Genomic DNA, 23,204 nt, shown 5'->3' on the forward strand with positions numbered 1-23,204 from the left:
AAGGAGTGGTCTGGCGTACCTCCGTCTGGTGAAGTTGATCGTCGGTGGCGGGATACGGTGAACGTATGGCCCGGCTTTCGGATGCGACCAGCCCTTATCTGCTTCAGCACGCGGACAACCCGGTCGATTGGTGGCCCTGGTCGGAGGAGGCGTTCGCCGAGGCACGGCGGCGGGACGTGCCGGTGCTCATCTCGGTCGGGTACGCGGCGTGCCACTGGTGTCACGTGATGGCGCACGAGTCGTTCGAGGACGAGGCGGTCGCCAAGCTGATCAACGACGGCTTCGTGGCGATCAAGGTCGACCGCGAGGAACGGCCCGATGTGGACGCCGTCTACATGACCGCCACCCAGGCGATGACCGGGCAGGGCGGCTGGCCGATGACCGTGTTCGCCACCCCCGAGGGTGACCCGTTCTTCTGTGGCACGTACTTCCCCAAGGTGAACTTCACGCGGCTGCTGCAGTCCGTCGGCACGGCCTGGCGCGATCAGCGGGAGCAGGTCGTGACGCAGGGCGCGGCCGTCGTCCAGGCGATCGGCGGCGCGCAACTCGTCGGCGGGCCGACCGCGCCGATCTCGGCCGAACTGCTCGACCAGGCCGCGGCCGGGCTGATCGCCGAGCACGACACCCAGCGCGGCGGCTTCGGCGGGGCGCCCAAGTTCCCGCCGCACATGAACCTGCTCGCCCTGCTGCGACACTTCCAGCGCACCGGCTCCGACGCCGCCCTCGAGGTGGTCCGGCACACCGCCGAGCAGATGGGCCGCGGTGGCATCTACGACCAGCTGGCCGGCGGGTTCGCCCGGTACGCGGTCGACGCGACGTGGACGGTGCCGCACTTCGAGAAGATGCTGTACGACAACGCGCTGCTGCTCCGGGCGTACACCCAGCTCTGGCGCCTGACCGACGACCCGTTCGCGCGACGCGTCGCCGACGAGACCGCCGAGTTCCTGCTGCGTGACCTGGGAACGCCCGAGGGCGGGCTGGCGTCGGCGCTCGACGCGGACACCGACGGTGTCGAGGGCCTGACCTACGCCTGGACGCCGGCCCAGCTTTCCTCCGCGCTGGGGTCAGCTGACGGCGAGTGGGCCGCTGACCTGTTCGGCGTGACCGCCGGGGGCACGTTCGAGCACGGCAGCAGCGTGCTGGTGCTGGCCCGGGACATCGACGCGGCCTCGCCTGAGCTGGTCGCCCGCTGGCGGGACGTCCGGGCGCGGCTCCTCGACGCGCGAGCCCAGCGGCCGCAACCCGCTCGCGACGACAAGGTGGTCGCCGCCTGGAACGGGCTGGCGATCACCGCGCTGGTCGAGTATGCCCAGCTCACCGGTTTGTTCGGGGACGAGGCGGTGGCCCTCGCGTCGGTACTCGCCGAGCGGCACATCGTGGACGGCCGCCTGCGTCGCGTCTCCCGCGGCGGCGTGGTGGGCGCCCCCGCCGGGGTGCTCGACGACTACGGCTGCGTGGCCGAGGCGTTCTGCGCCGTGCACCAGCTCACCGGCGACGGGAAGTGGCTGACCCTCGCACGCTCGCTGCTCGACGTGGCGCTCACCCGGTTCTCCACCGGCTCGGGCGGGTTCTACGACACCGCCGACGACGCGGAACGGCTGGTCACCCGGCCCGCCGACCCGACCGACAACGCCACGCCGTCCGGCTTGTCCGCGGTCTGCGCGGCGCTGGTGTCGTTCGCGGCGCTGAGCGGCGAGGAGCGCTACCGGGCGGCGGCCGACGCGGCCCTGGCGACGGTGGGCCCGCTGATCGGCGGTCACCCGCGCTTCGCCGGCTACGCGGCCACGGTCGCCGAGGCGGCGCTGTCCGGCCCGTACGAGATCGCCGTGGCTCTGGCCGAGAGTGATGAATTGCTCACCGCGGCGCGGAAGCACGCCCCGCCCGGTGCCGTGATCGTGGCCGGCGCCCCCGACCGCCCCGGTGTGCCCCTGCTGGCCGAACGCCCCTTGCAGAACGGCGCGACCACCGCCTACGTCTGCCGCGGCTTCGTCTGCGACCGCCCCGCCACCACGGTCCCCGACCTCCTGGCCCGCCTGAACCCGTGACCGCTGGGCCCGCCCGTCCGCCGCCGGGCGCCCGCGCTCGCGTCGGGGTGATCAGTCGCATGATCAGATGCCGCCCAGACCGTTGCCGTTCACCGCACACCCCCCTCCCACATCGACGGATTTACCTCACTCTCACCCGGTTCGCGCAGCCAGGGCAACGCAAGAGTCGCCTCATTGACACCTTCATGCCTGCTTCGTCCGGCTGCCCCATTTCAAGATCCAGAGCGGCTTCCGCTTTTGCCGAGGCGCTTTCTCCGGCTCGCCAATTCGAGATCCGGAGCGGCTTCCGCCGAGGCGCAATTGCCGGCCTGCCACCCCAGATCAAGATCAAGAGCTTGATGTCGTAGCTGGGTGGGGTGTGCTGACCGCAGCTCCCGCCGAGGCCGGGCGCGCGGCTCCAAGGCCGTGGCCGGCCAGAACAGAGCCGCGCACCCTTCGTTCTGCGTAAGTGGTCACCCTCCGGGCGCTCCGCGCCCAGCCGCAGCCCCGTCTCGCCGTTTCCGGGCCTTGCCGGTCCGGGCCACCGCTCTGCGCCGAGCCGCACGGCTTTGCGTCGAGCCGCACGGCTTTGCGCCCAGCCGCACGGCTTTGCGCCCAGCCGCACCGCTTTGCGCCCAGCCCCTCTGCTCTGCCCAGCCGCTCCGCGCCAGACCCCTTCACGGGCGCTTTGCTCTGAGCGCATATAGGCACCACTTCGATGTTGGCGGTATCTGGATGTCGCGCCCATCCAAGTGGTGCCTATACGCGCTCAGAGCAAAGGGGGGCGAGGAGACGTTGGCTGGGGCGTGGCGGCTGGCGGGGTGGCTGGTCTCCAGGCAGGGATCGCGGCGTTTCGTCGGGCGGTGGGCCGCGCGATTCAGGTGCGGCGGGCGAAGAGCGCGGCGGGTGGAGGTTGGGTTGGGTGGGGTGGGGGTTGAGCTGGGGCGGGTCGCTAGGCTGTTCGGGTCATGGATGGTCGAACTGGGTTGCCCGTTGTGGGCATGGTTGGTGGCGGGCAGCTGGCGCGTATGACGCATCCGGCTGCTATCGCTTTGGGGCAGTCGCTGCGGGTGCTGGCGGAGTCGGCCGATGACGGGGCGGCTCTGGTGGCCGCGGATGTGCGGCTCGGGTCGCATCTTGACCTTGCGGCGTTGCGGGAGTTCGCCGACGGGTGTGACGCGGTCACGTTCGACCATGAGCATGTGCCGGGTGAACATATCCGGGCGTTGGAGAAGGACGGGTTCAAGGTCTATCCGTCGGCCGACGCGCTGATCTTCGCCCAGGACAAGGGGCGAATGCGGGAAAGGCTGGCCGCGCTGGGCGCGCCGATTCCGAACTGGCGGCGCCTGACCAACCTGACCGACATTTCGGAAATGTCGGAACGGCACGGCTGGCCGGTGGTGGCCAAGGCCGCACGCGGCGGGTACGACGGGCGCGGCGTCTGGATGTTGCACAGCCTTGAGGACGCGGAACCGCTGATCGGCAAGGACATTGTGCTCGAAGAGCGCGTGCCCCTGCGGCGGGAGTTGGCGGCACTGGTCGCGCGGTCGCCGTTCGGGCAGGTGGCGGCCTATCCGGTGGTCGAGACCGTGCAGCAGGACGGCATCTGTGTCGAGGTGATCGCGCCGGCGCCGGGGCTGTCCGACCAGCGGGCGCTCGAGGCGCAGCAGCTCGCCATCGACCTGGCCACCTCGCTCGGCGTGGTGGGGCTGCTGGCGGTGGAGCTGTTCGAGACCGACGCCGGACTGGTCGTCAACGAGCTCGCCATGCGGCCGCACAACTCGGGGCACTGGACGATCGAGGGCGCTCGTACCTCGCAGTTCGAACAGCATCTGCGCGCGGTGCTCGACTATCCGATGGGCGAGACCGCGCTGACCGCCCCGGTCGTCGTGATGGCCAACGTGCTCGGCGGCGCTCCGGGTGGCATCTCGATCGACGAGCGGCTGCACCACCTGTTCGCGGAGGACCCGGGAGCGCGGGTGCACCTCTACGGCAAGCAGGTCCGGCCCGGCCGCAAGATCGGTCACGTGACCGTGCTGGGTGACGATCTTTCTTCGGTACGGGCGCGGGCCGCCCGGGCCGCCCGCTGGTTGCAGGAGGGCGAGTGATGAACCCGGTCGTCGGCATCATCATGGGCAGTGACTCGGACTGGTCCACGATGGAGGCCGCCGCGGTGGCGCTGGCCGAGTTCGAGATCCCGTTCGAGGTGGGCGTGGTGTCGGCCCACCGTACGGTCCGCAAGATGGTCGACTACGCCACCTCGGCGGCCGACCGGGGTCTCCGGGTGATCGTCACGGGGGCGGGTGGCGCCGCGCACCTGCCGGGCATGGTCGCGTCGATGACCCCGCTGCCGGTGATCGGCGTACCGGTCCCGTTGAAGTATCTGGACGGCATGGACTCGCTGCTGTCGATCGTGCAGATGCCGGCCGGCGTACCCGTGGCGACGGTGTCGATCGGCGGCGCGCGCAACGCGGGCCTGCTGGCGGCGCGCATCCTCGGCGCGTCCGACCCGGTGATCCGCAAGCGGATGACCGACTTCCAGACCGGCCTCGAGCAGATGGTCACCGAGAAGGACGCCGCGCTGCGCGCCAAGCTGATGGGCTGACGGTTCGCCCGCCGGCCCATCATCGCCGGATCAGTACCAGCCGAGGAGCTGGGCGCCGTTCAGGCCGCCCGGTTCGGTGCGGGTGTCGAGGATCTCGGCGCCGTCGCGGGTGAGCCGGTGCAGCTTGCCGTTCGCCCGCAGCAGCAGGTCGCTGCCCGGACATGAAGGTGATGTCGGCGGCCTTGGGGTTCGGGCCGGTCACCGCCGGCGGCAGGTCGATGTCGCGGCCGGTCTGCGCGTCGACCAGCCGGAAGCCGGTCCGCACGATGTCCGGGTCGGTGTTCAGCAGGCCGACCACCACGCGCTTGCCGTCGTCCGAGACGCCCTGCACGCTGAACCCGCCGGTCGGGCTCTCGTCCTTGTGGTCGAAGCTGCGCTCCAGGGCGCCGTCCGGCCCGGCGACCACGATCTGGCCGTTCTGGTCGCGATAGGCGACGTGCTGTCCGTTCGGCGAGAAGGCCAGGTAGCCCTGGACGTTCGTGAACGGGGTCGCCCCGATCCGGCCGGTCACGTCGACCGTCACCCGCCGGCCGGCGTTGCCCTGCTTGACGACGAGCTTGCCGCTGCGGCCGGCCCACACCGGGCTGGTGCCGCCCATGCACGAGACGTTGCGCAGGATCGTCTTCGGGCTCTCACCGGTCAGGCCGCGGCCCACGATCAGGTCGCCGGTGGCGCCGCCGCCGTCCGAGACGACGTAGGCGACGTGGCCACGGTCGGGCGAGACGACCAGCCCGCAGGACTCGGTGCGCGCCTCGAACAGGGGGTCGGTCGTCCCGTCGGCGTTGAGCCGCTGGAGTTCCTTGTGGTCGAGGTAGATGAGCCGGTCGGGGACGGCCGGTCCGGGCGGGTCCGACCGAGGCGACGCGGGCGGCTTGCGCCGGCGCCACCAGGAGACCTGCAGGTGGTACATGGTGCGACGGGCATACGCCTCGGCGTTGCCGGTGTCGGCCAGCCGTTTCCAGGACTGGTGGGTCTTGGCCAGCGCCGACTGCACCAGGTCTTCGGCGTGCTGCTGATCACCGGTCAACAGATAGGCCGAACGCAGCAGAGCGTGCGTCCGGGCGCGAACAAAACAGTCGAACTCCTCCTCGGCGGAAATCACCCGCGGGTTCCCCGTTCGGTCGTGGCGAAGGTGGCTGTGAAGCAATGTCGCCACCCAAGACGCTCACCCGGCCGCGATGGTTGCCGTCATCGACCGTCAGCAATCCGTCATGGCACGAATCGGGGAGATGGCAGCAGAATGGCCGGGCGATGAGCCCGGCCATTCAACAAAAGAAGCGCGAAGGAGTCGTCAGCCGTTGAGCAGCTGGCGGGCCATGACGATGCGCTGGACCTGGTTCGTGCCCTCGTAGATCTGGGTGATCTTGGCGTCGCGCATCATCCGCTCGACCGGGTAGTCGCGGGTGTAGCCGTAGCCGCCGAGGAGCTGGACGGCGTCGGTGGTGATCTCCATGGCGGCGTCGGAGGCGAAGCATTTGGCGGCCGCGCCGAAGTAGGTCAGGTCGGCGTCGCCGCGCTCGCTCTTGCCGGCCGCCGCGTAGGTCAGCTGGCGGGCCGCCTCGAGCTTCATGCCCATGTCGGCCAGCATGAACTGCACGCCCTGGAAGTCGGCCACCGGCTGGCCGAACTGCTTGCGCTCCTTGACGTACCCGAGGGCGAAGTCGAGCGCGCCCTGCGCGATGCCCAGCGCCTGCGCCGCGATCGTGACCCGGGTGTGGTCGAGGGTCTTCATCGCGGTGGCGAAGCCGGTGCCCTCGTCGCCGATCATCCGGTCGGCCGGGATCCGCACGTTGTCGAAGTAGACCTCGCAGGTCGGGCTGCCCTTGATGCCCAGTTTCTTCTCGGGCGCGCCGAAGCTGACACCTTCGTCGGCCTTCTCCACCACGAAGGCCGAGATGCCGCGGCTGCGGGCGGCCGGGTCGGTGACCGCGAACACCGTGTAGTACTCGGACACGCCGGCGTTGGTGATCCAGCGCTTCACTCCGTTGAGCACCCAGTGGTCGCCGTCGCGGACGGCCCGGGTGGTCATCGAGGCGGCGTCGCTGCCGGCCTCGGGCTCGGAGAGGCAGTACGAGAACATCGCCTCGCCGGCCGCGACCGGGCGCAGGTAACGGTCCTTGAGCTCGGGCGAGGCGGACAGCAGCAGCGGCATCGTGCCCAGCTTGTTCACCGCCGGGATCAGCGAGGACGAGGCGCAGGCCCGGGCCACCTCCTCGATCACGATGGCCGTGGCCAGGGCGTCGGCCCCGGCGCCGCCGTACTCCTCGGGGATGTGCGGGGCGTGGAAGTCGGCCGCCCGGAGCGCGTCGTAGCTGGCTTTCGGGAAGGTGGCCGTCTCGTCGGCCTCGGTGGCGTTCGGCGCCACCCGCGCGTCACACACCTCGCGCACCGCGGCGCGGATGATCTGGTGGTCCTCGGGCAGCTCATAGACGTCGAATTCGCTCATCCGCAATCCCCTCCAGGTGGTTCGCACCCCCATGTTACTGACGCGTAGGGTACGCCTGTCATCCGCCGTGAACGACGCATGAGAAGGTGAAGCACCCCGTCCGGCCCCGTCCGACTGGAGACCATCTCCGTGACGATCCCCTATCCGACCCAGCCGTCGCCCATGGCGTTCCCCGCCGTGCGGCCGCCGTCGGGCGCCCCCCGCCCCCGGCTCGCCTTCCTCGGCACCGGCTATCTCGGCGCGACCTATGCGATCTGCTTCGCCGAGCTCGGCTACGAAGTCCTGGGCTTCGACGTCGACGAGGTCAAGATAGCCAAACTGGCCGCCGGTCAGGTCCCGTTCCACGAGGCCGGCCTCGACGAGCTGCTGCGCGCCAACCTGGCCTCGGGCCGGCTGCGGTTCACCACGTCGTACGCGGAGGTGGCCGATTTCGCCGACGTGCACTTCATCTGCGTGGGCACCCCGCAGCGCGCGGACGGCATGGGCGCCGATCTCACGTACGTGGAGACCTCGGTGTCGAACCTGGCCAAGCACCTCAGCCGCCGGGCGCTGATCGTGGGCAAGAGCACCGTGCCCGTCGGCACCGCCGAGTGGGTGGAACAGCTGGTCGCGAAGCACACCGACCCGGCGCTCGAGGTCGAGGTGGCCTGGTCGCCCGAGTTCCTGCAGGAGGGCTTCGCGGTCGAGGACGTGCTGCGGCCGAACCGGATCGTGGTCGGCGTGAAGACCGACTGGGCCAACGGCATGCTCTACGCCGCTCACAAGGGCGTCTTCGACCTGGCCGCCACCGAGGACCGCGAGGTGCCGCTGGTGGTCACCGACTTCGCCACGGCCGAGCTGGTCAAGGTCGCGGCCAACGCGTTCCTCGCCACCAAGATCAGCTTCATCAACGCGATGGCCGAGGTCTGCGAGGTGGCCGGCGGCGATGTGACCCAGCTCTCCAAGGCGATCGGGTACGACCCCCGGATCGGCAACCGCTTCCTGCAGGCCGGCGTCGGCTTCGGTGGCGGCTGCCTGCCCAAGGACATCCGCGCGTTCCAGGCCCGGGCGCAGGAGCTGGGCGCCGGCGAGGCGCTGCGCTTCCTGCACGAGGTCGACCTGGTCAACCAGCGCCGCCGCACCCGGGTCATCCAGTTGGCGACCGAGCTGCTCGGGCGGCTGCCCGGCCCGGCCGGCCCCGATCTGGCCGGCACCCGCGTCGCGGTGCTCGGCGCGGCGTTCAAGCCGAACTCCGACGACGTCCGCGATTCGCCCAGCCTGGCCATCGCCGCGACGCTGGCCAAGGCCGGCGCCGACGTGCGCGTCTACGACCCGCAGGGTATGGCCAACGCCCGGCTCGCCATGCCGGCGCTGCACTACGAAGAGTCGATGTCCGCCGCGGTCACCGGCGCCGATCTGGTGTGTGTGCTGACCGAGTGGGCCGAGTTCCGCAACGCCGACCCGGTGACGCTGGGCGAACTGGCGGGAGCCAGGCGTGTCATCGACGGACGGAACTGTCTGGACGCTACGCTCTGGGCCCGGGCGGGCTGGGAGTACCGCGGGATGGGCCGGCCGAACCCGTCGGTTTGATGGGGTTGGCGCCTGTTTCCGGTGATCTCGTCCGCGGTGAGCCTGTTCTAATGAGGTGTCTAACCGGCATGCTCAAATAGGGGACAGGCCCCGCAGCGGTCGAGGAGGTCCCGTGGCGCAGGCGAACGAGCCCGACAGCTACGCCGACGAGCTTGCCCGCATCGATGCCTCGATCGCGGAACTGAAGATCCAGGACATGCGGGCCGCCAAGACGCGCGGCGAGATCGCCAGCAAGATCCAGGCGGCGCAGTTCCAGCGCGACATCCTGGCCCACGCGAATACCCAGAAGAAGGCCAAGGGTCCGAAGGCGCGTCGCCCGCGCCCGCCCGAGCCGGCAACGGCGCCGCCGCCTCCACCCCCGCCGCCGGGTGCGTCCGCGCCACCCTGGGCGGCGCCGGCCACGCCGGCCGGGCGCGGCGTGGCCACCGACGGCAACACGCTGCTGGTCGACGACCCCCCGCCGGTCGAGAAGCCGCCACCGCCGCGCCGCCCGCCCTCCGCGCCACCGCCGCCGGCCCACCAGCCCCACCCGCCCGAGGCCTCTTCCCAGTCGGTGCAGAACGTCCTGCTGGTGCTGGGCGCGCTGCTGATCGGCGTGGCGGCCGTCGTGTTCGCCACGGTCGCGGTCACCAACCCGGCCGCCCGGGCCGTCGTGCTCGCCCTGTTCACGACGATCGCGCTGGTCAGCGCCCCGTGGATCGCCAGGCGCGACCTGTCGTCGACCGCCGAGACGGTGTCCGCGGTCGGCCTGGTGCTGCTGCCGATGTCGCTCTACTCGCTGAGCGTGAACGTCAACAGCGCCGTCTTCCTCGGCGTCACGCTGCTGATCACGGCCGTGGCCGGCTTCCTCTACGCCGGGTTCACCCGCCTGAACGCGCCGCGGTACGCCACCATCATCGCCGTGCAGCCGGTTCCGCCGCTGCTCGCGTACCCCCTGATCGAAGGCCCGGCCGGCTGGGGCCTCGCGCTCGCCGCGGTGGCCCTCCTCGACCTGCTGCTGCTCACCACCGTGATCCGCACCGGACGGCTGGTCCCGCGCTGGCCGCTGCGGCGACCGGGCCCGGGCGACCGCGAGGGGATGGCCGAGGCGGACGCCCAGGAGGCCGGCCGGCGGGACTTCGACGAGCGCGACCTCGACCCCGAGCTCACCCCGGCCCGGCCCGAGACGGCGCCCGAGGAACCCGACCTGATCATCTCCGGACTGGCCGGCCGGCGGCGGCGCTGGCTGCCGACCCGGATCTTCCCCGGCCCGCGTCCGGCCGGCGCCCCCGCGGCCGGCACCGTCCCGCTGCGGCCGCCGGTCTCCCCGCCGTCCGCCGACTGGCTGCGCGAGCTGACCTTCGCGCTGCTCTGCGCGGCGGTGGCCGGCTCGCTGCTGTACGCGGGCGGCGCGCTGATCGGCGCCGACGCGGTCTACCACGCCGTACGCTCCGGTCTGCTCCTGGTGCTCGCCGCGTCGATCGCGTACGCCGCCGCCTGGATGCTGAAGAACATCACCGCCCGCAACATCGCCGGCGCCGTCCTCACCCTGGCCGTCATCGGGGCCAGCGCCCGGATCGCCGCGGTCGCCGACCCGGGCTGGACGCTGATGGTCGCCGCCGCCGCGGTCGCCTGCACCGGCGCCGTGGTCGGCCTGATGCCGGCCGAGGACCGGCGCGGCCCGCAACTCGCCTCGGCCGCCGCGCTCACCCTGATCGGCCTGCTCGTCGCGGTCGACGCGCTGCGGGCGGCGCTGGCCCCGGTGCAGGCGGCGCGGCCGGTCTGGAACGCCGACACCGCCGCGTACGCCGGGCGCCTGGCCGAGGCCGCCGGCCCGTCCGGCTGGCTGCTCGCGGTCAGCGCGCTGCTGCTCACCATCGCCGCCGCGCTGGCCCTTCCGGCGGAATACCGGCACGAGGGCGCCGTCGTCGGCGTGGCGCTGACCGCGCTGGCCGTACCCGCATCTTTCGGGCTGCCCTGGTCGACCGCGCCGTGGCCGCTGGTCATCGCCGCGATCGGCATCGGCGGCTACGGCATGCGGGCGCCGTCGCTGCGGGCGGCCTACTTCCACGTCGGCGCGGCCGGGGTGGTCGGCCTCTTCGGGGCGGGCGCCGCGCTGAGCGCGACCTGGCTGACCGCGGCCGTGCTGACCGCGATCGCCGGCGCCGGGGTGATGGTGGCGATCGCCGCCCGCCAGATCCCGGCCAAGATCTACAGCTGGGTGATCGGCGACTGGGCGTCCGGCGCGGCCGCGCTGGCCCTGCCCGGGGCCGCGGTCATCGCCGTGCTCGCCGTCGCCGACCAGGGCGGGGGACCGCCGCCCACCGAGGACGTCACGGTGCCGGCGCTGGCCGTCGGTTTCCTCGCGGTGGCCGGCACGCTCACCTACGCCGCGGTGTTCCAGGTGGCCCGCCGCGAGATCAGCCTCCCGCTGACCGCCGGGGCCGGCCTGGGCGCGGTCGCGATGGCGCTGGCCGCGCTGCTGTCACCGGGCGCCACCGCGCCGGACATCTGGGTCGGCGCCCTCCTGCTCGCCTCGGCCGGTCTGCTCTTCTTCGCCAAGTCGCTGGACAACGGCCGCCGCGCCGACCGGATGCTGGACGGCCCGGACATCGCCGCCGCGGGCGCCACGGTCGCGATCTGCGGCGCGCTCGCCCGGGTCGCCGCGCTCGCGTTCCCGAACGCGCCGCTGGTGGTCGCCGGGATCGTGATTCTCGCGGTGGCTCTGGGCGTACGCGCGCTGCCGGACGACTGGCGCCGCGGCCCGGTCCGGGGTCTCGCCGTGGCCGGCCTGGTCGTCGGGCTGATCGCCGCCTGGCTGGCCCTGAGCGCCGGGCTGCGCATCCTCGCCGCGCCCGGCTCGATCTGGTCGGCCGACCTGAGCGGTTACCCGGGCAACGTGCCCGAGATGGCCTGGCAGGCGCCGCTCGCGCTGCTGTTCGTGGCCATCGCCGCGGCGGCCGCGCTCCCGCCGCCCTTCTCCTACGACGTGGGCGCGGTCTGCGCGACGCTGGCCACGATCGGCGCGCCGGCGGCCTTCGGCCTGCCCTGGTGGTCACCCTTGCTGGTCGGCGGCGCGGTGATGCTGGGGTACGCGGTGGCCGCCGTCACCGCCTGGGACCCGCGAGCCGCGTACGCCCGAACCGCGGTTGCCGTTGTCGTGGCCCTGCACTTCACCGCGGTCGGCCTGGCCCGGCCGTGGTCGACCGCGATGGCCATGCTGCTGATCGTGCTGACCGGTCTGCTCGTCGCGGTCTTCAGCCGCACCGGCGGCCCGGCCTTCCCGCCCGCCCAGGAGACCGACGCCGACGCCACCATGCAGGCCCGGGACGACACCGGCATGCCACGGCACCGGGCGCTGATCGGCGGCGCGGCCACCCTCGGGGTGCTGCTCGCGCTGCCCGGCATCTTCGCCGCCCTGGCCGCCGGCGGGGGGCGCAACGCCGAGATCGTGCTGACCGCCGCGCTGGCCGCCTCGGCGCTCAGCCTGGCCGTGGTCTGCGCGACCGGCAAGTGGATACCGCAGTACCTGCCCTGGGCCACGTTCGGCCTGGTGGCCGGGGCCACGGTGACCGCGATCGCCTCCATCCCGTCCGACTACCCGACGGCCCTCTACGCCGCCGCGGCCGCCCTGCTCGGGGTGATCTCCGAGCTGATGCGCGGCGCCACCCAGGCGCCCGGCCTGACCATCTCGCCCGACCGCTACTGGGTCGAGCGCCGCCGCTGGACCGAACTGCGCCCGAGCGGCCTGCGCGGCCGCTGGCTGGTCGACCCGGCCACCGGCGCGGTCATCGTCGCCATCGTGCCCACCCTGCTCGCCCTGGTCTCCCTGGGCCCGGCCCTGGCCGGCGCCCTGACCGACCCGTTCGCCCAGCTCTCGGCCATCTGGCAGGGCCCGGTGGCGGAACTGACCACACCGGCGGCCGGGGTCGACGGCACCAGCGTGCTGGCGGCCCTGCTGCTGACCGTGGCGGCGGCGCTGGCCGCGCTCGGCTTCGGCGGCAAGGCGGCCGAGTCGGTGCCGGTGATCCTGCCCGGCCTGGCGATCACCCTGCTGGTGGCGCCGATCGGTCTCGACCTGGCCTGGCCGGCCTCGACCAGCGCGGCGCTGGTGGTGTTCACGGTGGCGATGCTGGGCCTGGCGCTCACCCCGCCGCCGGTCGCCACCCGCGCCCCGCTGCTGCGGGCCACCCGCGTCGCGGTCTTCGTGATCGGTCTGATGGCCGGGGGCGCCGGCCTCGCCGGCAGCCTGGCCGCCAAGCCGCTGACGCTGTTCACGCTCGGCGCCGCGGTGGGCGTCGGCCTGGTGGCGGCGCTCGCCGGGCGTTCCGCCCACGCCCGCATCCTGGGCTGGCTGTTCACCGTGTCGATGGGCCAGGGCTTCGTGCTGACCGCGGCGGCGGCGGCCGGCCTGGAGCGGGCCTGGGCGTCGTTCGGCGTGCTGGCGGTGGGCGCCGGCCTGCTCATGCTCGAGGCGTCGATGCCCCGCCTGGGGCTGCCGCAATATCGGCGCGAGGCGCTGACCGTCGAGTGGAGCGGCTACGCGTCGGCCGTCCTGGCCGGCCTGCTGGCCTTCGACTCGCCGGAACACCTGGCCGCGTTGTTCGCCGCCTGGGGCGCGGTGCTCGGCCTGACCGCGACCCGGCCCGACCGCTCGCACCGCCAGCGGCGCAACCTGTTCTGGCTGGCGGTCATCTTCGAGGTGGTCGGCTGGTGGCTGTTCATGACACTGTCCGACGTGGTGCTGCCCGAGGCGTACACCCTGCCGTTCGCCGCCCTGGCCCTGGTGGTGGGCATCATCGAGGCCCGCAACCGCCCCGACCTGAGCAGCTGGTCGGCCTACGGCCCGGCGCTGCTGGCCGCCTTCGTCCCCACGGTCGGCATCGTCCTGACCACCGACGGCGGCGCCCTGCGCGAGGTCCTGCTCCTCTGCGGCGCGGTCGGCACCCTGATCGTCGGCGCCCAGTTCAAGCAGCAGGCCCCGGTGGTCGTCGGCGGCGCGGTCACGGTCATCGCGGCCGTCCACTTCGCGACGACCCTGGTCGGCGCGTGGGGCCCATGGCTGATCCTGGTGCCCCTGGGCGCCGTCCTGCTGGTGCTGGGCGCCACCAACGAGTCCCGCCGCCGAACCCAGGAGCGGGTGCGCGGCGCCCTGACCCGAATGCGCTGACCGGCGTCACCGGCGGCGGGGGCGCGCCGAGAGATAGTGGAGCCACAGGAGACGCGCGGGCCACGCGTTCTGGCGGCGTAGGGCAGTCAGCCGATAGGTGCTCGACGTCCACCCCTTCAGAGTTGCATCTTGCGCAGGGCTCGGACGCTGGTCTCCAGGCACAGGCCGTAGGCGCAGAAGGAGGAGCGCTCGAAGCCCTTCTCCAGGCGGCCGGTGTCCCGGTGTTCCGACATGGCCACGAAGTTTTCCACGTCGGCCCAGACCAGAGGCCTGTAGGACGCCGTCTCGGGCGGCAGGTGCTCGTCGCCCTTCTCGACCCAGACCACCGCGTTGAACATGGTCAGGCTCTCGGTGCGCGGGCGCCCGTCCTCGTGTTCACCGATGACGCTGATGCCCTGGGCGGCGCTCAGCGACTGCACATGGAAGCCGATCTCGGCGCGCTCCTGCCGGTCGGCCAGACCTAGCTTGCGGCTGAAGATGTTGGCCACCTCGTCCCGGAGGTCGGCCCGAGCGGCGGCTGACGTCTGTCGCCCGGTCCGCAGCGCGCGCAGCCAGTGCCGGGCGATCGCGTGCGGCACCCGCCGGGTCGGCACGCTGGCCACGTTCTGGTGGTAGCGGTTCGACCCGGGATCGCGTACGCCGACCACGATCTCGGGCCGGTTCGTAGCGTGCCGTAGCACGGTGAGCGCGAGCACCGGCTGATAGACCACGAGCGGCCGGTAGAGCCCGGGCAGCAGCCGTGCCCCGCCCCAGGTCGCCGGGCCGGGCGCCGATACACCGAACCGCCACCATGTCCCTGGAGCACCGGCAGTCATCATCGTCGCGCCACCCCCAACCTCTCCAACAGGTCGATCAGGAATCCGTTGGTCCTGGCCGCGGCCAGGAAGCCGTTGAGCTGGTCGCTTTCGGCGATGTCCTCGATGCCGACCACCTCGCTGTCGCCGGCGTCGAAGAGCACGTCCAACTCGGTCGTCGAACCGGCCGGCTCCAATTCGAGAATGAAGAGTTTCGGAGCGATCGCAGCACGGCGGAGACCGTTCTTGTCCGGTTTGCGAACCAGCCTCAGCTCCGACGGCAGCTTCACCTCCCTCAGCCGCTCGGGCTCGACGACCAGCCCGAACATCGCGAGTTCTCGCGCCGCGGAGATCTGGAAGGCCAGGTCGGGGATCACGCCGCCGGCGGGCGACAAGAACGTGTCGGTGTCCAAGGTGGCCGCCAGCGCGCCGCGGGTGGAGCGCCCTCGTTCCCGCGCCAGACCCAGTCGCTTCGCGCGCGCGGCATCGATGTCGGAGTCATCGACCGGATTACTGAACAGGGAGACCATGCCGCGGTCGTGCCGGGAGCTCGGTCGCTTGTACACGACCACCCGCCGGCCGACGCCGTAGTGCTTGCGGGGGCAACGCGCCGTAGCCAGCACCAGGGAGACGGCGAGTCCTTCGTTCTCGGCCACGTCCTCTTCCTCGTCTATTCCCTGCGCGAAGTAGCGAGTGAAGGTCGCGTCGGGCGAGTTGTTGTCGAACCGGCACAGCGCTTCGTTGGTGCGCAGGTGTTCACGCCCGGCCAGCAGGTGCTCGACATGTGCTCGAAGGCGTCCGATCGTCTCGGTGTCGGCCGCCGTCACCACGGGCAACCGGCTTCCCTCGATCCGCATCGCTCCTCGGGGACCGACGACAGGAACTGAGGGCCAGAACGCCGTCTGAGTGCCCGTGCGGGTGTCGGCTGTGACGATCGAGCAGGTCACCTCGTCTGATTCGTACACCTGGAACGCTCCGGCATGGCCGCTTCGCCAAGCCTGGAGTGCGGCGAGGCGCTTGATCTGCTGCTCCCAGAAGCCCCAGAGCGGACTGCCGCCGAACAACACACGCTCACGCTCGAAGGTGGGGAACACGACACGGATCTCACGAGCGTCGAGCCGCATCGCCTCGGCGTCCTTGTCGAACAGGATGCCGAAAACATTGAGATCATCGGCGACGACGATGGTCACCGACTCCAGCGCAGGCGTTTGCAGTAGTTCCCGCACGACATGATCACGCTGATTGCCGGTGTCCCCAGTGGCCTCGTGCAGTTGCGCGACCAGGTCGGCGAGCTTGTCCAGATCAAGAGCTTGGTCAAGGCTTCTTGCCTCATCCAGGGTGACGTCCCGCTCGCCTTTCTCGATCCGGATGATCAAGAATCGATTGGAACCGAGCATCGAACCGAGTTCGGCTTGACTGATGTTGCGGTCTCGGCGGGTGCTCCGGATGAGATCGCGAATCTCGGTGCGTAGCCGGCTGGCGTGGAGATCCGGGCCGTCCGCCTCGGGCATTGTCTGGCCCCCGCTCCTGTGCTGTTGTGCAGGACTTCCGCACATTTGCCCATGCTAGCGCAAACCAAGCCCTTCGAGTCTTGCCAAACGTTCAGGATTGACTGATGTGCGAATGAGCATCACACTCTGCACATGGGGCGCGGCTGCGCATGGATGCGCTGATGCGACGCACTGAGGCGGGTGACCGATGTGTCCGAGGACCTATTCAAGATCCTCTTTGCGACAATGCCGTGGGCGAGCCTGATCAGTGCCATCAGTGTCGTGCTGGTGAAGTTCTTCGGCGTCCTGCCCGTGCTCTTGAAGGAGCGGAACAGAAGATTCGTGCTGAAGGCGTTTGTCGCGGGCAAATTGCGCGATGAGAGTTCAGGACGCCTGGCGATCACATTGGTGATCAGCGAGCCGCCGGTTGTTCGATCCGATGCGGACGACTCCACTGCCGCTCGAGGCCAGGAAGCGGATCCGGACGGCATTGAGTAGCTACGGCACCGGATTGAGAGGAAGCCTTGAGGCTCTCGTCAACGCCGATCTCCGCGCAGCGATGGACTGCTCGCCGGGCGGACCTAGGTCCACGCCTTGCTGCCGGCCCGGACCAGCTGGCCACCGAACTTCTCGCGGCTGGTCTCACCGAGGACGAGATCGAGCTGATCGTGGCGGCCGACCCGCGGGTCCGGCACGGCGAGCCGAACGGTCACCTGTCCGACGTGACCAGGGGGCTGAGCCTGGCGGAGACCGTCGAAACGATCCTCCGGTACGTGCCGCCGGTTTTCGGGAGCGCCAACGGCCACGCCGACGGTGTGACGCTGGCGCTGCTGGACAGCGTGTTTCGGCACCAGCCTCTTGAACTGTCCAGCGTGACGCGGCCGTGGGCCGCCCTCATCACGCCGGACGACGCCGATCGGCTGGCAGGGCGGAAGGCGCTGGCCGGAGGCGAGGTGGCGGTGCTGGTTCCGGCCGGTGGCACCGGTGGCCGGTTCGGCCGGTACGACTTGCCGGAGCACGACCCCCGGCGGCAGAAGGCGCTGGCCAAGGTGCTGCGGCTGGCCGGCTGGCCGGTGAGCGCGCTGGACATCCGGATGGCCAACGTCCGCCACTGGGACGCCCGGATGCCGGTCGCGGTGATGGGCTCGGCCACCGGGGCCGACGCCCTGCACGCCTGGTGGGACGGGCTGGACGAGCCGTACCGGAGCTCGACGCATCTATTCCGGCAGCACGGCGTCTATCGGGTGGACCGGGACCTGCTGGCCGGCGACCCGCGGCGGTGGGTGGACGCGATCGTCCGGGACGAGCGGGGTGTGCCGAGCCGGAAACCACACGGGAGCATGGGCCTGTTCACCGCGTCGATCATCTCCGGGCTGTTCGACCGGTGGGCCGACGCCGGCGTCAAGTATCTGGTCATGGCCAACGCCGATGATGTGCTGTTCCGGCTCGACCCGGGGACGATCGGCCATCTCGAGCGCCATGCGACGGTTGATGCGGTGGTGCATGCCGTGCCGTGGGCGTACTCGGCGGGTGAGGGTGAAGGGACCGTTCGCGCGGACGCGGAGGGCTGGTCGTCGGATCAGCGGGGGCGTCCGCTCGCCGCGACGGTCCCGGCGGAGCTCCGGCGGTACGACCGCGGTGGCGCCCTGCGGATCCGGGGCGGCCGGCTCGCCGTGGCCGAAGGCGCCTGGGTCGCCGACGCGATGTACAGCACCAACCGCCTCTACCTGCGAGTGGACGCCGTCAAGAGGTTGCTGGGCGGTAGCGACCGGGTGGCGGCGATCCGGCGGATGATCGCCGAGCTGCCGGTGTATGCCGAGGACAAGACGGTGCTGGTGGACGGGGCGCCTCGGCCGGTGCGGCAGCTCGGGCAGCCGCTCAACGGGCTGCTCTACCTGCTGGGCCGGTGTGATGTGCGGCTCGGGTCGCGGCTGGATCGTGACGGGTACTCGCCGCTCAAGGTGCCCGAGGATGTGCGGTTCGCGCAGCTGGAGCTGGATCGGCGCGGGGCGGGGGACGAACTGAAGTTGCCCTGAAGTCGTTGAGTCGGGTGGGCCGGTGCCGATTCTTCGGCCGTGAGCCTGGTCAGCGGGTGGTGGCGTAGCGCCTGGAAGGTGCTGCGGGATCCTGGCGTGGCCGGGACGCTCGGGTTCGCGTTGCTCGCCTCGCTGGTGCCGCTGGTCGATGTCGGGGACACCGTCTTCAAGCTCCGGTTCATCTGGGGTGCGCAGGTGCCCCTGGATGTGCTGCTCGGGTGGTTCTGCCTGCGGGCGGCCCGGGTGCCGGGGGTCGATCGGATCGTCCGGAGCTACATGCTCACGCTGTCGGGGACCGCGGTCGCGTTCCTGATCGGGGACGGTTACCAGTTCGTGCGGTCGATCGGGTGGCCGGTGGTGGCCGAGATCAACGGCGGTGTGGTGCCGACCGTCATGTACCTGGCCGGTTGTTCGCTGGTGGTCGGGCGGATGCTCAGCCACAAGTCGCCGGGCGGCTCGCGCGGCGAACGGCTCCGGTTCTACCTGGACGCCCTCGCCGTGCTGCTCGGCGGCGGCGTGATGGCCTGGTGTTTCAGTCTCAACTCGCAGAGCGTGGCCGGGCTGGAGCTGATCAGCACGCTGATCGCGGCCAGCGTGCTGCTGCTGGCCGCGTTCGCCGCGGTGCGGATGGTGCTCAGCGGGACGGCGCCGATGACCAAGGGCGGCTCGATCCCGATGATCGTGGCCGCCGGCCTGCTGGCGCTCACCACCGCGGTGCCGATCCTCGGATCCGACGGCCGGCTGCATCCGGTGCTGATGGCGCTGCGGATCCTGGCGGCGGCGCTGTTCGCGGTCGGTCCCCGGGTGCAGGAACTGCAGACGAGGGTACGGCCGGACTTCCGCCGGGAGCACCGGCGCCGGCCGTACAACGTGCTGCCGTACCTGGCCGTCGCCGCGACCTTCGCCACCTTCCTCGCCGTGATGCCGCGCGACCTGGGCTACCGGGCGTGGGGCGGGGTGGTCGGTGTGATCGCGGTGACCGCGATCGTGGTGATCCGGCAGCTGCTCGCCTTCCTGGACAACTTCGACCTGATCAACAAGCTCGACGCCACCCTGCTCGACCTGCGCGGCCACCAGGCGATGCTGCACGAGCAGGCCACCCGGGACGGCCTGACCCAGCTGGCCAACCGGACCTCGTTCGCCGAGGCGGTGGCGGCCGACCTGGCCGACCCCCGGGCCGTGGCCCGCGGGCTGGCCGTCCTGCTGATCGACCTGGATGACTTCAAGGCGGTCAACGACACCCTCGGCCACGGTGTCGGCGACGGGTTGCTGACCACGGTCGCCGATCGGCTGCGCAACGCGGTCCGGGCCGAGGACCTGGTGTCCCGGCTGGGCGGCGACGAGTTCGCGGTGCTGCTGCGCGGGGTGAGCGAGCCGGAGGCGGCCGCGATGGCCGACCGGATCCTGGCCGACGTGGTGCAGCCCGCCCGGGTCGACGGCCACATGCTCGTGGTCAAGGCCAGCATCGGGGTCGCGCCGGCCGCGCCCGGTGATGACGCCGAGGGCCTGATGCGCAACGCGGACATCGCGATGTACGCGGCCAAGGACGCCGGCAAGGGCGGCATCCAGCAGTACGCGGCCGACATGGGCGCCCGCATCATGGAGACGGTCGAGCTCGGCACCCGGTTGCGGGAGGCGGTCGGCACCGACCAGTTCGGCCTGGTCTACCAGCCGGTGGTGGAGATGGCCACCGGCCGCGTGACCGGCGCGGAGGCGCTGGTCCGGTGGCATCCGCCGGGCCGGGACGAGATCTCGCCGGCCGAGTTCATCCCGACCGCGGAGCGTACGGGCGAGATCGTGCGCCTGGGCCGGTGGATCCTGCGCGAGGCGTGCCGCCAGCTCGCCGAGTGGCGGCGGGACCATCCGGCGGCCCGGGACCTGGCCATGGCCGTGAACGTCGCCGGCCGCCAGCTCCAGGCGCCCGGCTTCGTCGACGAGGTGGCGGCGTTGCTGGCCGAGCACGACATCCCGCCCGACCGCCTGGTCATCGAGATCACCGAGTCGGCGACGCTGGACGAGCCGATGGTCCTGGCCGCGCTGCACGGCCTCCGCGGGCTCGGCCTCGACCTGGCCCTGGACGACTTCGGCACCGCCGCGTCGTCGCTGGGCCTGCTGCTCACCTGCCCGATGTCCGGTCTCAAGCTGGACCGGTCGTTCGTCGAGCGGCTGGGCATCGACTCCCGGCCGACCGCGGTGGCGACCGCGGTCAGCCAGATCGCCCGGGCCCTCGACCTGACCACGGTGGCCGAGGGCGTGGAGTCGACGGAGCAGGCGGAGCTGCTGCGCGACCTGGGCTATCGGCGGGCCCAGGGCTTCCTCTACTCGCCGCCGCTGGAGCCGTCCGCGTTCGCCGCCGGCTGGAGGGTCTCCTCGACCGTCAGCTGATCGGGGAAGACCGGCACCAGGTCGCCGGCCACCCAGAGCGGCAGCTGGTCGGCGAAGTGCTGGTCGCCCGGCCGGCCCGAGGCGCCGAACGGCACCACCCACCGCGACGCCGACCGATCAGACAGGTCCCACACGTACCGCGCGACCGACCCCTTCCAGCAGGCATCGGTCACGCCCACCATGCTCGAGGTGGAGCGCACGCAGTCGTTGTCGCCGGGCAGCGGTACGACCTGGTCGAGCGCGGTCTCCGGAACGACGACAACTGGTGTGAGCACGTGCGTCTCACCCCAGGGCCGTGCTGAAAGGCCGGCGAGGGCGGCGACGGCGATCTCGTCGGTGAGCAGGGTCGGCAGGGCTCGCCCGACCCGCTGGTAGGGGTCGAGCCACGGCGCGAACAGCGGGTCGTACCCGGTCTCGGTCAGCAACGCCGGCAGCGACGCCACGATCAGCCGGGTCGCCGCGTGCCGCCACGCGGCGAAGAGGCCCGCGTCGAGCGAATCGGCGTCCATCCGCCGGTCCCAGTCGAGCAGCCGGCGGGCCGCGGGGTGGGCGGACACCCGGGCGAGCACGTCGAAGAGCCGGGGGTCGGCCAGCACATCGGTGTGGATCTCGGCCGGTGGCGTCGCGGCCAGGAGCAGCGCGGCGATGCGGTCGGCCCGGGCCGGCGGCGCGAAGTCGTTGCCCAGTTCGGCCGTGTCGCCGGGGCGCGGGTCGTTGGCGTTGACCACCACCTCGCGAACCGACCGGGGGAGCGGGGCGTAACCCTGCCATTCGTACCGCGGCTCCCAGGCCGGCACCGGCACCTGCCGCACCCGATCGTCGCGCAGCGGCACCTTCCCGGCGACGAAGCTGACCAGCGTGCCGCCGGAGTCCATGGCGATCACCGAGTTGACCGGCTCGACCCAGCCCGCCAGCGCGGCCACCACGTCGTCGACCGTCTTGGCCCGGAGCAGCGGCAGCAGCGCGCCGAAGCCGAGGTCGAACTCGACCCGGGCCGGCACCCGCAGCGCCAGGTCGCGGTCGATGATCGGACCGCGGGGCGTCTCGATCACCTCGACCTCGACGGCGGGCTCATCGCGTACCGCAACGGTCTCGACGTGCCGCGACACCTCCTCCCACCCGGAGGCCGACCGGGCCTGCACCGAGCCGGCCGACCGGCGCAGCTCCTCCTGGTAGAGGTCCTGGTAGTCGGACATCGCGTTGGTGATCGCCCAGGCCACCGACCCGGCGTGGCCGAAGTGGGGCACCCCCGGGACGCCCGGGAAGGCGAAACCGGCCACGTCGAACTCCGGGCAGGTCAGCCGCACCTGCTGGTAGACGCCGGGTAGTTCGAGGATCCGGTGCGGGTCGCCGGCGATGTACGAGCCGGCGACGGCCCACGCGTTGCTGCCGGACGACGGATCACCGACGACCGGGAGCGAGCCGATCGTGGACTCGACGTGGGCCCGCCACATCTTGCTGGGGAACGTGCCGAAGAGGATGTGCTGCACCAGGAAGATGCCCAGCGGAGTCCAGGGTCGCCACGGCGACGGGCGCACGCCGTACGCCACGAACTCCGGCGCCTCGGCCGCCGGCAGCTCGCTGTTCACACCGTCCACGTAGGACCGGAGCCACTGCTTCGTGGTGTCGTCGAGCTTCTCGAACGAGCGCCGGGCGGTGTCGTCCAGGCGTACCCGGCGGGCGAAGCGGTCCCACCCCACCTCGGCCGCGCCGATCCACTCGGCCAAGCGCCCCTCGGATCTCCGCCGCTCGACCTCGATCTGCCACGCCCGATCACGCGCGGCCGCTCGGCCCTGAAGAAACGCCAGGTCGAGCACGGAGTCGGCGACGAGGTGTGGGATACCCCATTCGTCGCGGTTGATGAAGCTCGTCATGGTCCTCTTGCTTGTCGAGATGGTTAGGTTACCCTCACCTAAGCAACGGTCGCTGGGGAGGGTGGCGTGAAGAAAGGTTGGGAAGGTCTTGTCATCAAGGCCTTCGGCGGGCGTGACTTCCGGTTGACCGTACTCGGCGCCGAGTCCGTCAACGACCACTATCACCGCCTGCACATCGACGGCGGTGACCTCCTCCAGGCCTGCGACGTGCACCCGACGATGTGGCTCCGGCTCTGGTTCGAGCTCGACGGCAAGCCCCATCAGCGGGCGTTCACGCTGGTCGACCCCGACCCGTCGACCGGGCGGTTCCATCTCGAGTTCGTGCTGCACGACAGCACCGCGGCCGGGTGGGCGCGGGCCGCGAAGCCGGGCGACACGATCGAGGCGACCCTGCTGGGCAGCGACTGGAAGCTGCCCGACCCGAGCCCGGCCCATCTCCTCGTGGTCGGCGACGCCACCGCGATCCCGGCCGTCAACAGCATCTTCGACGCGTCCGCGGAGCTGCCGGCCACGGTCTGGCTGGAGTACGCCAACGACGACGAGAAGTCCCTGCCGCTGCGCAACCGTCCGGACCAGGCGGTCACCTGGGTGCCGCGCGAGCGCGACGGGCAGCTGCTCGTCGAGACCGTGACCGCCGAGCTGCCGCGCCGCGACGACGCGTTCTACTGGGTGGCCTGCGAGGCGGGCAGCACCCGGGCGATCGCCAAGCACATCCGGCGCGACCTGGCGGTCGACAAGCACCGGGTCAGGTCGCTGGCCTACTGGACGGCCGCTCGATGAGGAACCTGGGCTAGCCCGACGCGGCACGGCCACCGGCGCCCGTGCCACCACC

General features: G+C 71.7%; 14 protein-coding genes and 1 pseudogene. 9 read left to right on the plus strand and 6 right to left on the minus strand.

The window, feature by feature from the left end; translation table 11 throughout:
• The first annotated feature begins 65 nt into the window (after positions 1-65).
• The 3 genes from AB0O15_RS15930 to purE all read left to right on the plus strand — a co-directional run bounded on the left by AB0O15_RS15930 (position 66) and on the right by purE (position 4,629).
• Complete coding sequence (locus tag AB0O15_RS15930) at positions 66-2,045, plus strand: thioredoxin domain-containing protein (protein ID WP_364318849.1); 1,980 nt, start codon at positions 66-68, stop codon at positions 2,043-2,045.
• A gap of 947 nt (positions 2,046-2,992) precedes the next feature.
• Positions 2,993-4,132, plus strand: coding sequence for a 5-(carboxyamino)imidazole ribonucleotide synthase (locus AB0O15_RS15935; RefSeq protein WP_364318851.1), 1,140 nt, complete (start codon positions 2,993-2,995; stop codon positions 4,130-4,132).
• Complete coding sequence (gene purE, locus AB0O15_RS15940) at positions 4,132-4,629, plus strand: 5-(carboxyamino)imidazole ribonucleotide mutase (protein ID WP_364318852.1); 498 nt, start codon at positions 4,132-4,134, stop codon at positions 4,627-4,629. Before AB0O15_RS15935 ends, purE begins: the two co-directional genes overlap by 1 nt.
• Before the next feature lie 871 nt (positions 4,630-5,500).
• On the opposite strand, the pseudogene AB0O15_RS15945 reads toward purE, so the two are convergent.
• Positions 5,501-5,731: pseudogene (locus tag AB0O15_RS15945) on the minus strand (sigma factor); the annotation flags it as partial.
• A 189-nt stretch (positions 5,732-5,920) separates the two neighbouring features.
• A complete protein-coding gene (locus AB0O15_RS15950; protein WP_364318854.1) occupies positions 5,921-7,075 on the minus strand; it encodes an acyl-CoA dehydrogenase family protein in 1,155 nt (384 codons plus the stop codon).
• 129 nt (positions 7,076-7,204) lie between these two features.
• Here AB0O15_RS15950 and AB0O15_RS15955 point away from each other — a divergent pair, with 129 nt between their 5' ends.
• Positions 7,205-8,644 carry a UDP-glucose/GDP-mannose dehydrogenase family protein gene (locus tag AB0O15_RS15955; protein WP_364318855.1) on the plus strand — a complete coding sequence of 480 codons (1,440 nt, stop codon included), beginning with the start codon at positions 7,205-7,207 and terminating at the stop codon, positions 8,642-8,644.
• Positions 8,645-8,756: 112 nt separating this feature from the next.
• A complete protein-coding gene (locus AB0O15_RS15960; protein ID WP_364318856.1) occupies positions 8,757-13,793 on the plus strand; it encodes a hypothetical protein in 5,037 nt (1,678 codons plus the stop codon).
• A 116-nt stretch (positions 13,794-13,909) separates the two neighbouring features.
• On the opposite strand, the gene AB0O15_RS15965 is transcribed toward AB0O15_RS15960, so the two are convergent.
• Entirely contained in the window at positions 13,910-14,611 is a 702-nt protein-coding gene (locus AB0O15_RS15965) for a hypothetical protein (RefSeq protein WP_364318857.1), read from the minus strand.
• Entirely contained in the window at positions 14,608-16,098 is a 1,491-nt protein-coding gene (locus AB0O15_RS15970; RefSeq protein ID WP_364318858.1) for a helix-turn-helix transcriptional regulator, read from the minus strand. Before AB0O15_RS15970 ends, AB0O15_RS15965 begins: the two co-directional genes overlap by 4 nt.
• A gap of 180 nt (positions 16,099-16,278) precedes the next feature.
• Here AB0O15_RS15970 and AB0O15_RS15975 point away from each other — a divergent pair, with 180 nt between their 5' ends.
• Positions 16,279-16,575, plus strand: coding sequence for a hypothetical protein (locus AB0O15_RS15975; protein ID WP_364318860.1), 297 nt, complete (start codon positions 16,279-16,281; stop codon positions 16,573-16,575).
• 83 nt (positions 16,576-16,658) lie between these two features.
• Here the strand turns inward: AB0O15_RS15975 and AB0O15_RS15980 are convergent, their stop codons facing one another.
• A complete protein-coding gene (locus AB0O15_RS15980; RefSeq protein ID WP_364318862.1) occupies positions 16,659-16,790 on the minus strand; it encodes a hypothetical protein in 132 nt (43 codons plus the stop codon).
• 9 nt (positions 16,791-16,799) lie between these two features.
• Between AB0O15_RS15980 and AB0O15_RS15985 the strand changes: the two genes are divergently transcribed.
• Both AB0O15_RS15985 and AB0O15_RS15990 read left to right on the plus strand, forming a co-directional pair.
• Positions 16,800-18,113 carry a hypothetical protein gene (locus AB0O15_RS15985; RefSeq protein WP_364318864.1) on the plus strand — a complete coding sequence of 438 codons (1,314 nt, stop codon included), beginning with the start codon at positions 16,800-16,802 and terminating at the stop codon, positions 18,111-18,113.
• Positions 18,114-18,152: 39 nt separating this feature from the next.
• Entirely contained in the window at positions 18,153-20,498 is a 2,346-nt protein-coding gene (locus AB0O15_RS15990; RefSeq protein WP_364318866.1) for an EAL domain-containing protein, read from the plus strand.
• Here AB0O15_RS15990 and AB0O15_RS15995 read toward each other — a convergent pair.
• The gene (locus AB0O15_RS15995) at positions 20,432-22,372 is read right to left on the minus strand and encodes a penicillin acylase family protein (RefSeq protein WP_364318868.1); all 1,941 of its coding nucleotides are present in this window, start codon (positions 22,370-22,372) and stop codon (positions 20,432-20,434) included. The two genes, AB0O15_RS15990 and AB0O15_RS15995, sit on opposite strands and share 67 nt — an antisense overlap.
• A gap of 66 nt (positions 22,373-22,438) precedes the next feature.
• Between AB0O15_RS15995 and AB0O15_RS16000 the strand changes: the two genes are divergently transcribed.
• Entirely contained in the window at positions 22,439-23,152 is a 714-nt protein-coding gene (locus AB0O15_RS16000) for a siderophore-interacting protein (protein ID WP_364318870.1), read from the plus strand.
• Positions 23,153-23,204 lie beyond the last annotated feature (52 nt).

Source organism: Actinoplanes sp. NPDC089786, assembly GCF_040684855.1.
Lineage (GTDB): Bacteria > Actinomycetota > Actinomycetes > Mycobacteriales > Micromonosporaceae > Actinoplanes.

Excerpts from the sequence above, each read along its gene's own strand:
- AB0O15_RS15970 (WP_364318858.1), bottom strand. The coding sequence starts at position 16,098 with ATGCCCGAGGCGGACGGCCCGGATCTCCACGCCAGCCGGCTACGCACC.
- purE (WP_364318852.1), top strand. The coding sequence starts at position 4,132 with ATGAACCCGGTCGTCGGCATCATCATGGGCAGTGACTCGGACTGGTCC.
- AB0O15_RS15995 (WP_364318868.1), bottom strand. The coding sequence starts at position 22,372 with ATGACGAGCTTCATCAACCGCGACGAATGGGGTATCCCACACCTCGTC.
- AB0O15_RS15930 (WP_364318849.1), top strand. The coding sequence starts at position 66 with ATGGCCCGGCTTTCGGATGCGACCAGCCCTTATCTGCTTCAGCACGCG.
- AB0O15_RS15935 (WP_364318851.1), top strand. The coding sequence starts at position 2,993 with ATGGATGGTCGAACTGGGTTGCCCGTTGTGGGCATGGTTGGTGGCGGG.
- AB0O15_RS15965 (WP_364318857.1), bottom strand. The coding sequence starts at position 14,611 with ATGATGACTGCCGGTGCTCCAGGGACATGGTGGCGGTTCGGTGTATCG.
- AB0O15_RS15950 (WP_364318854.1), bottom strand. The coding sequence starts at position 7,075 with ATGAGCGAATTCGACGTCTATGAGCTGCCCGAGGACCACCAGATCATC.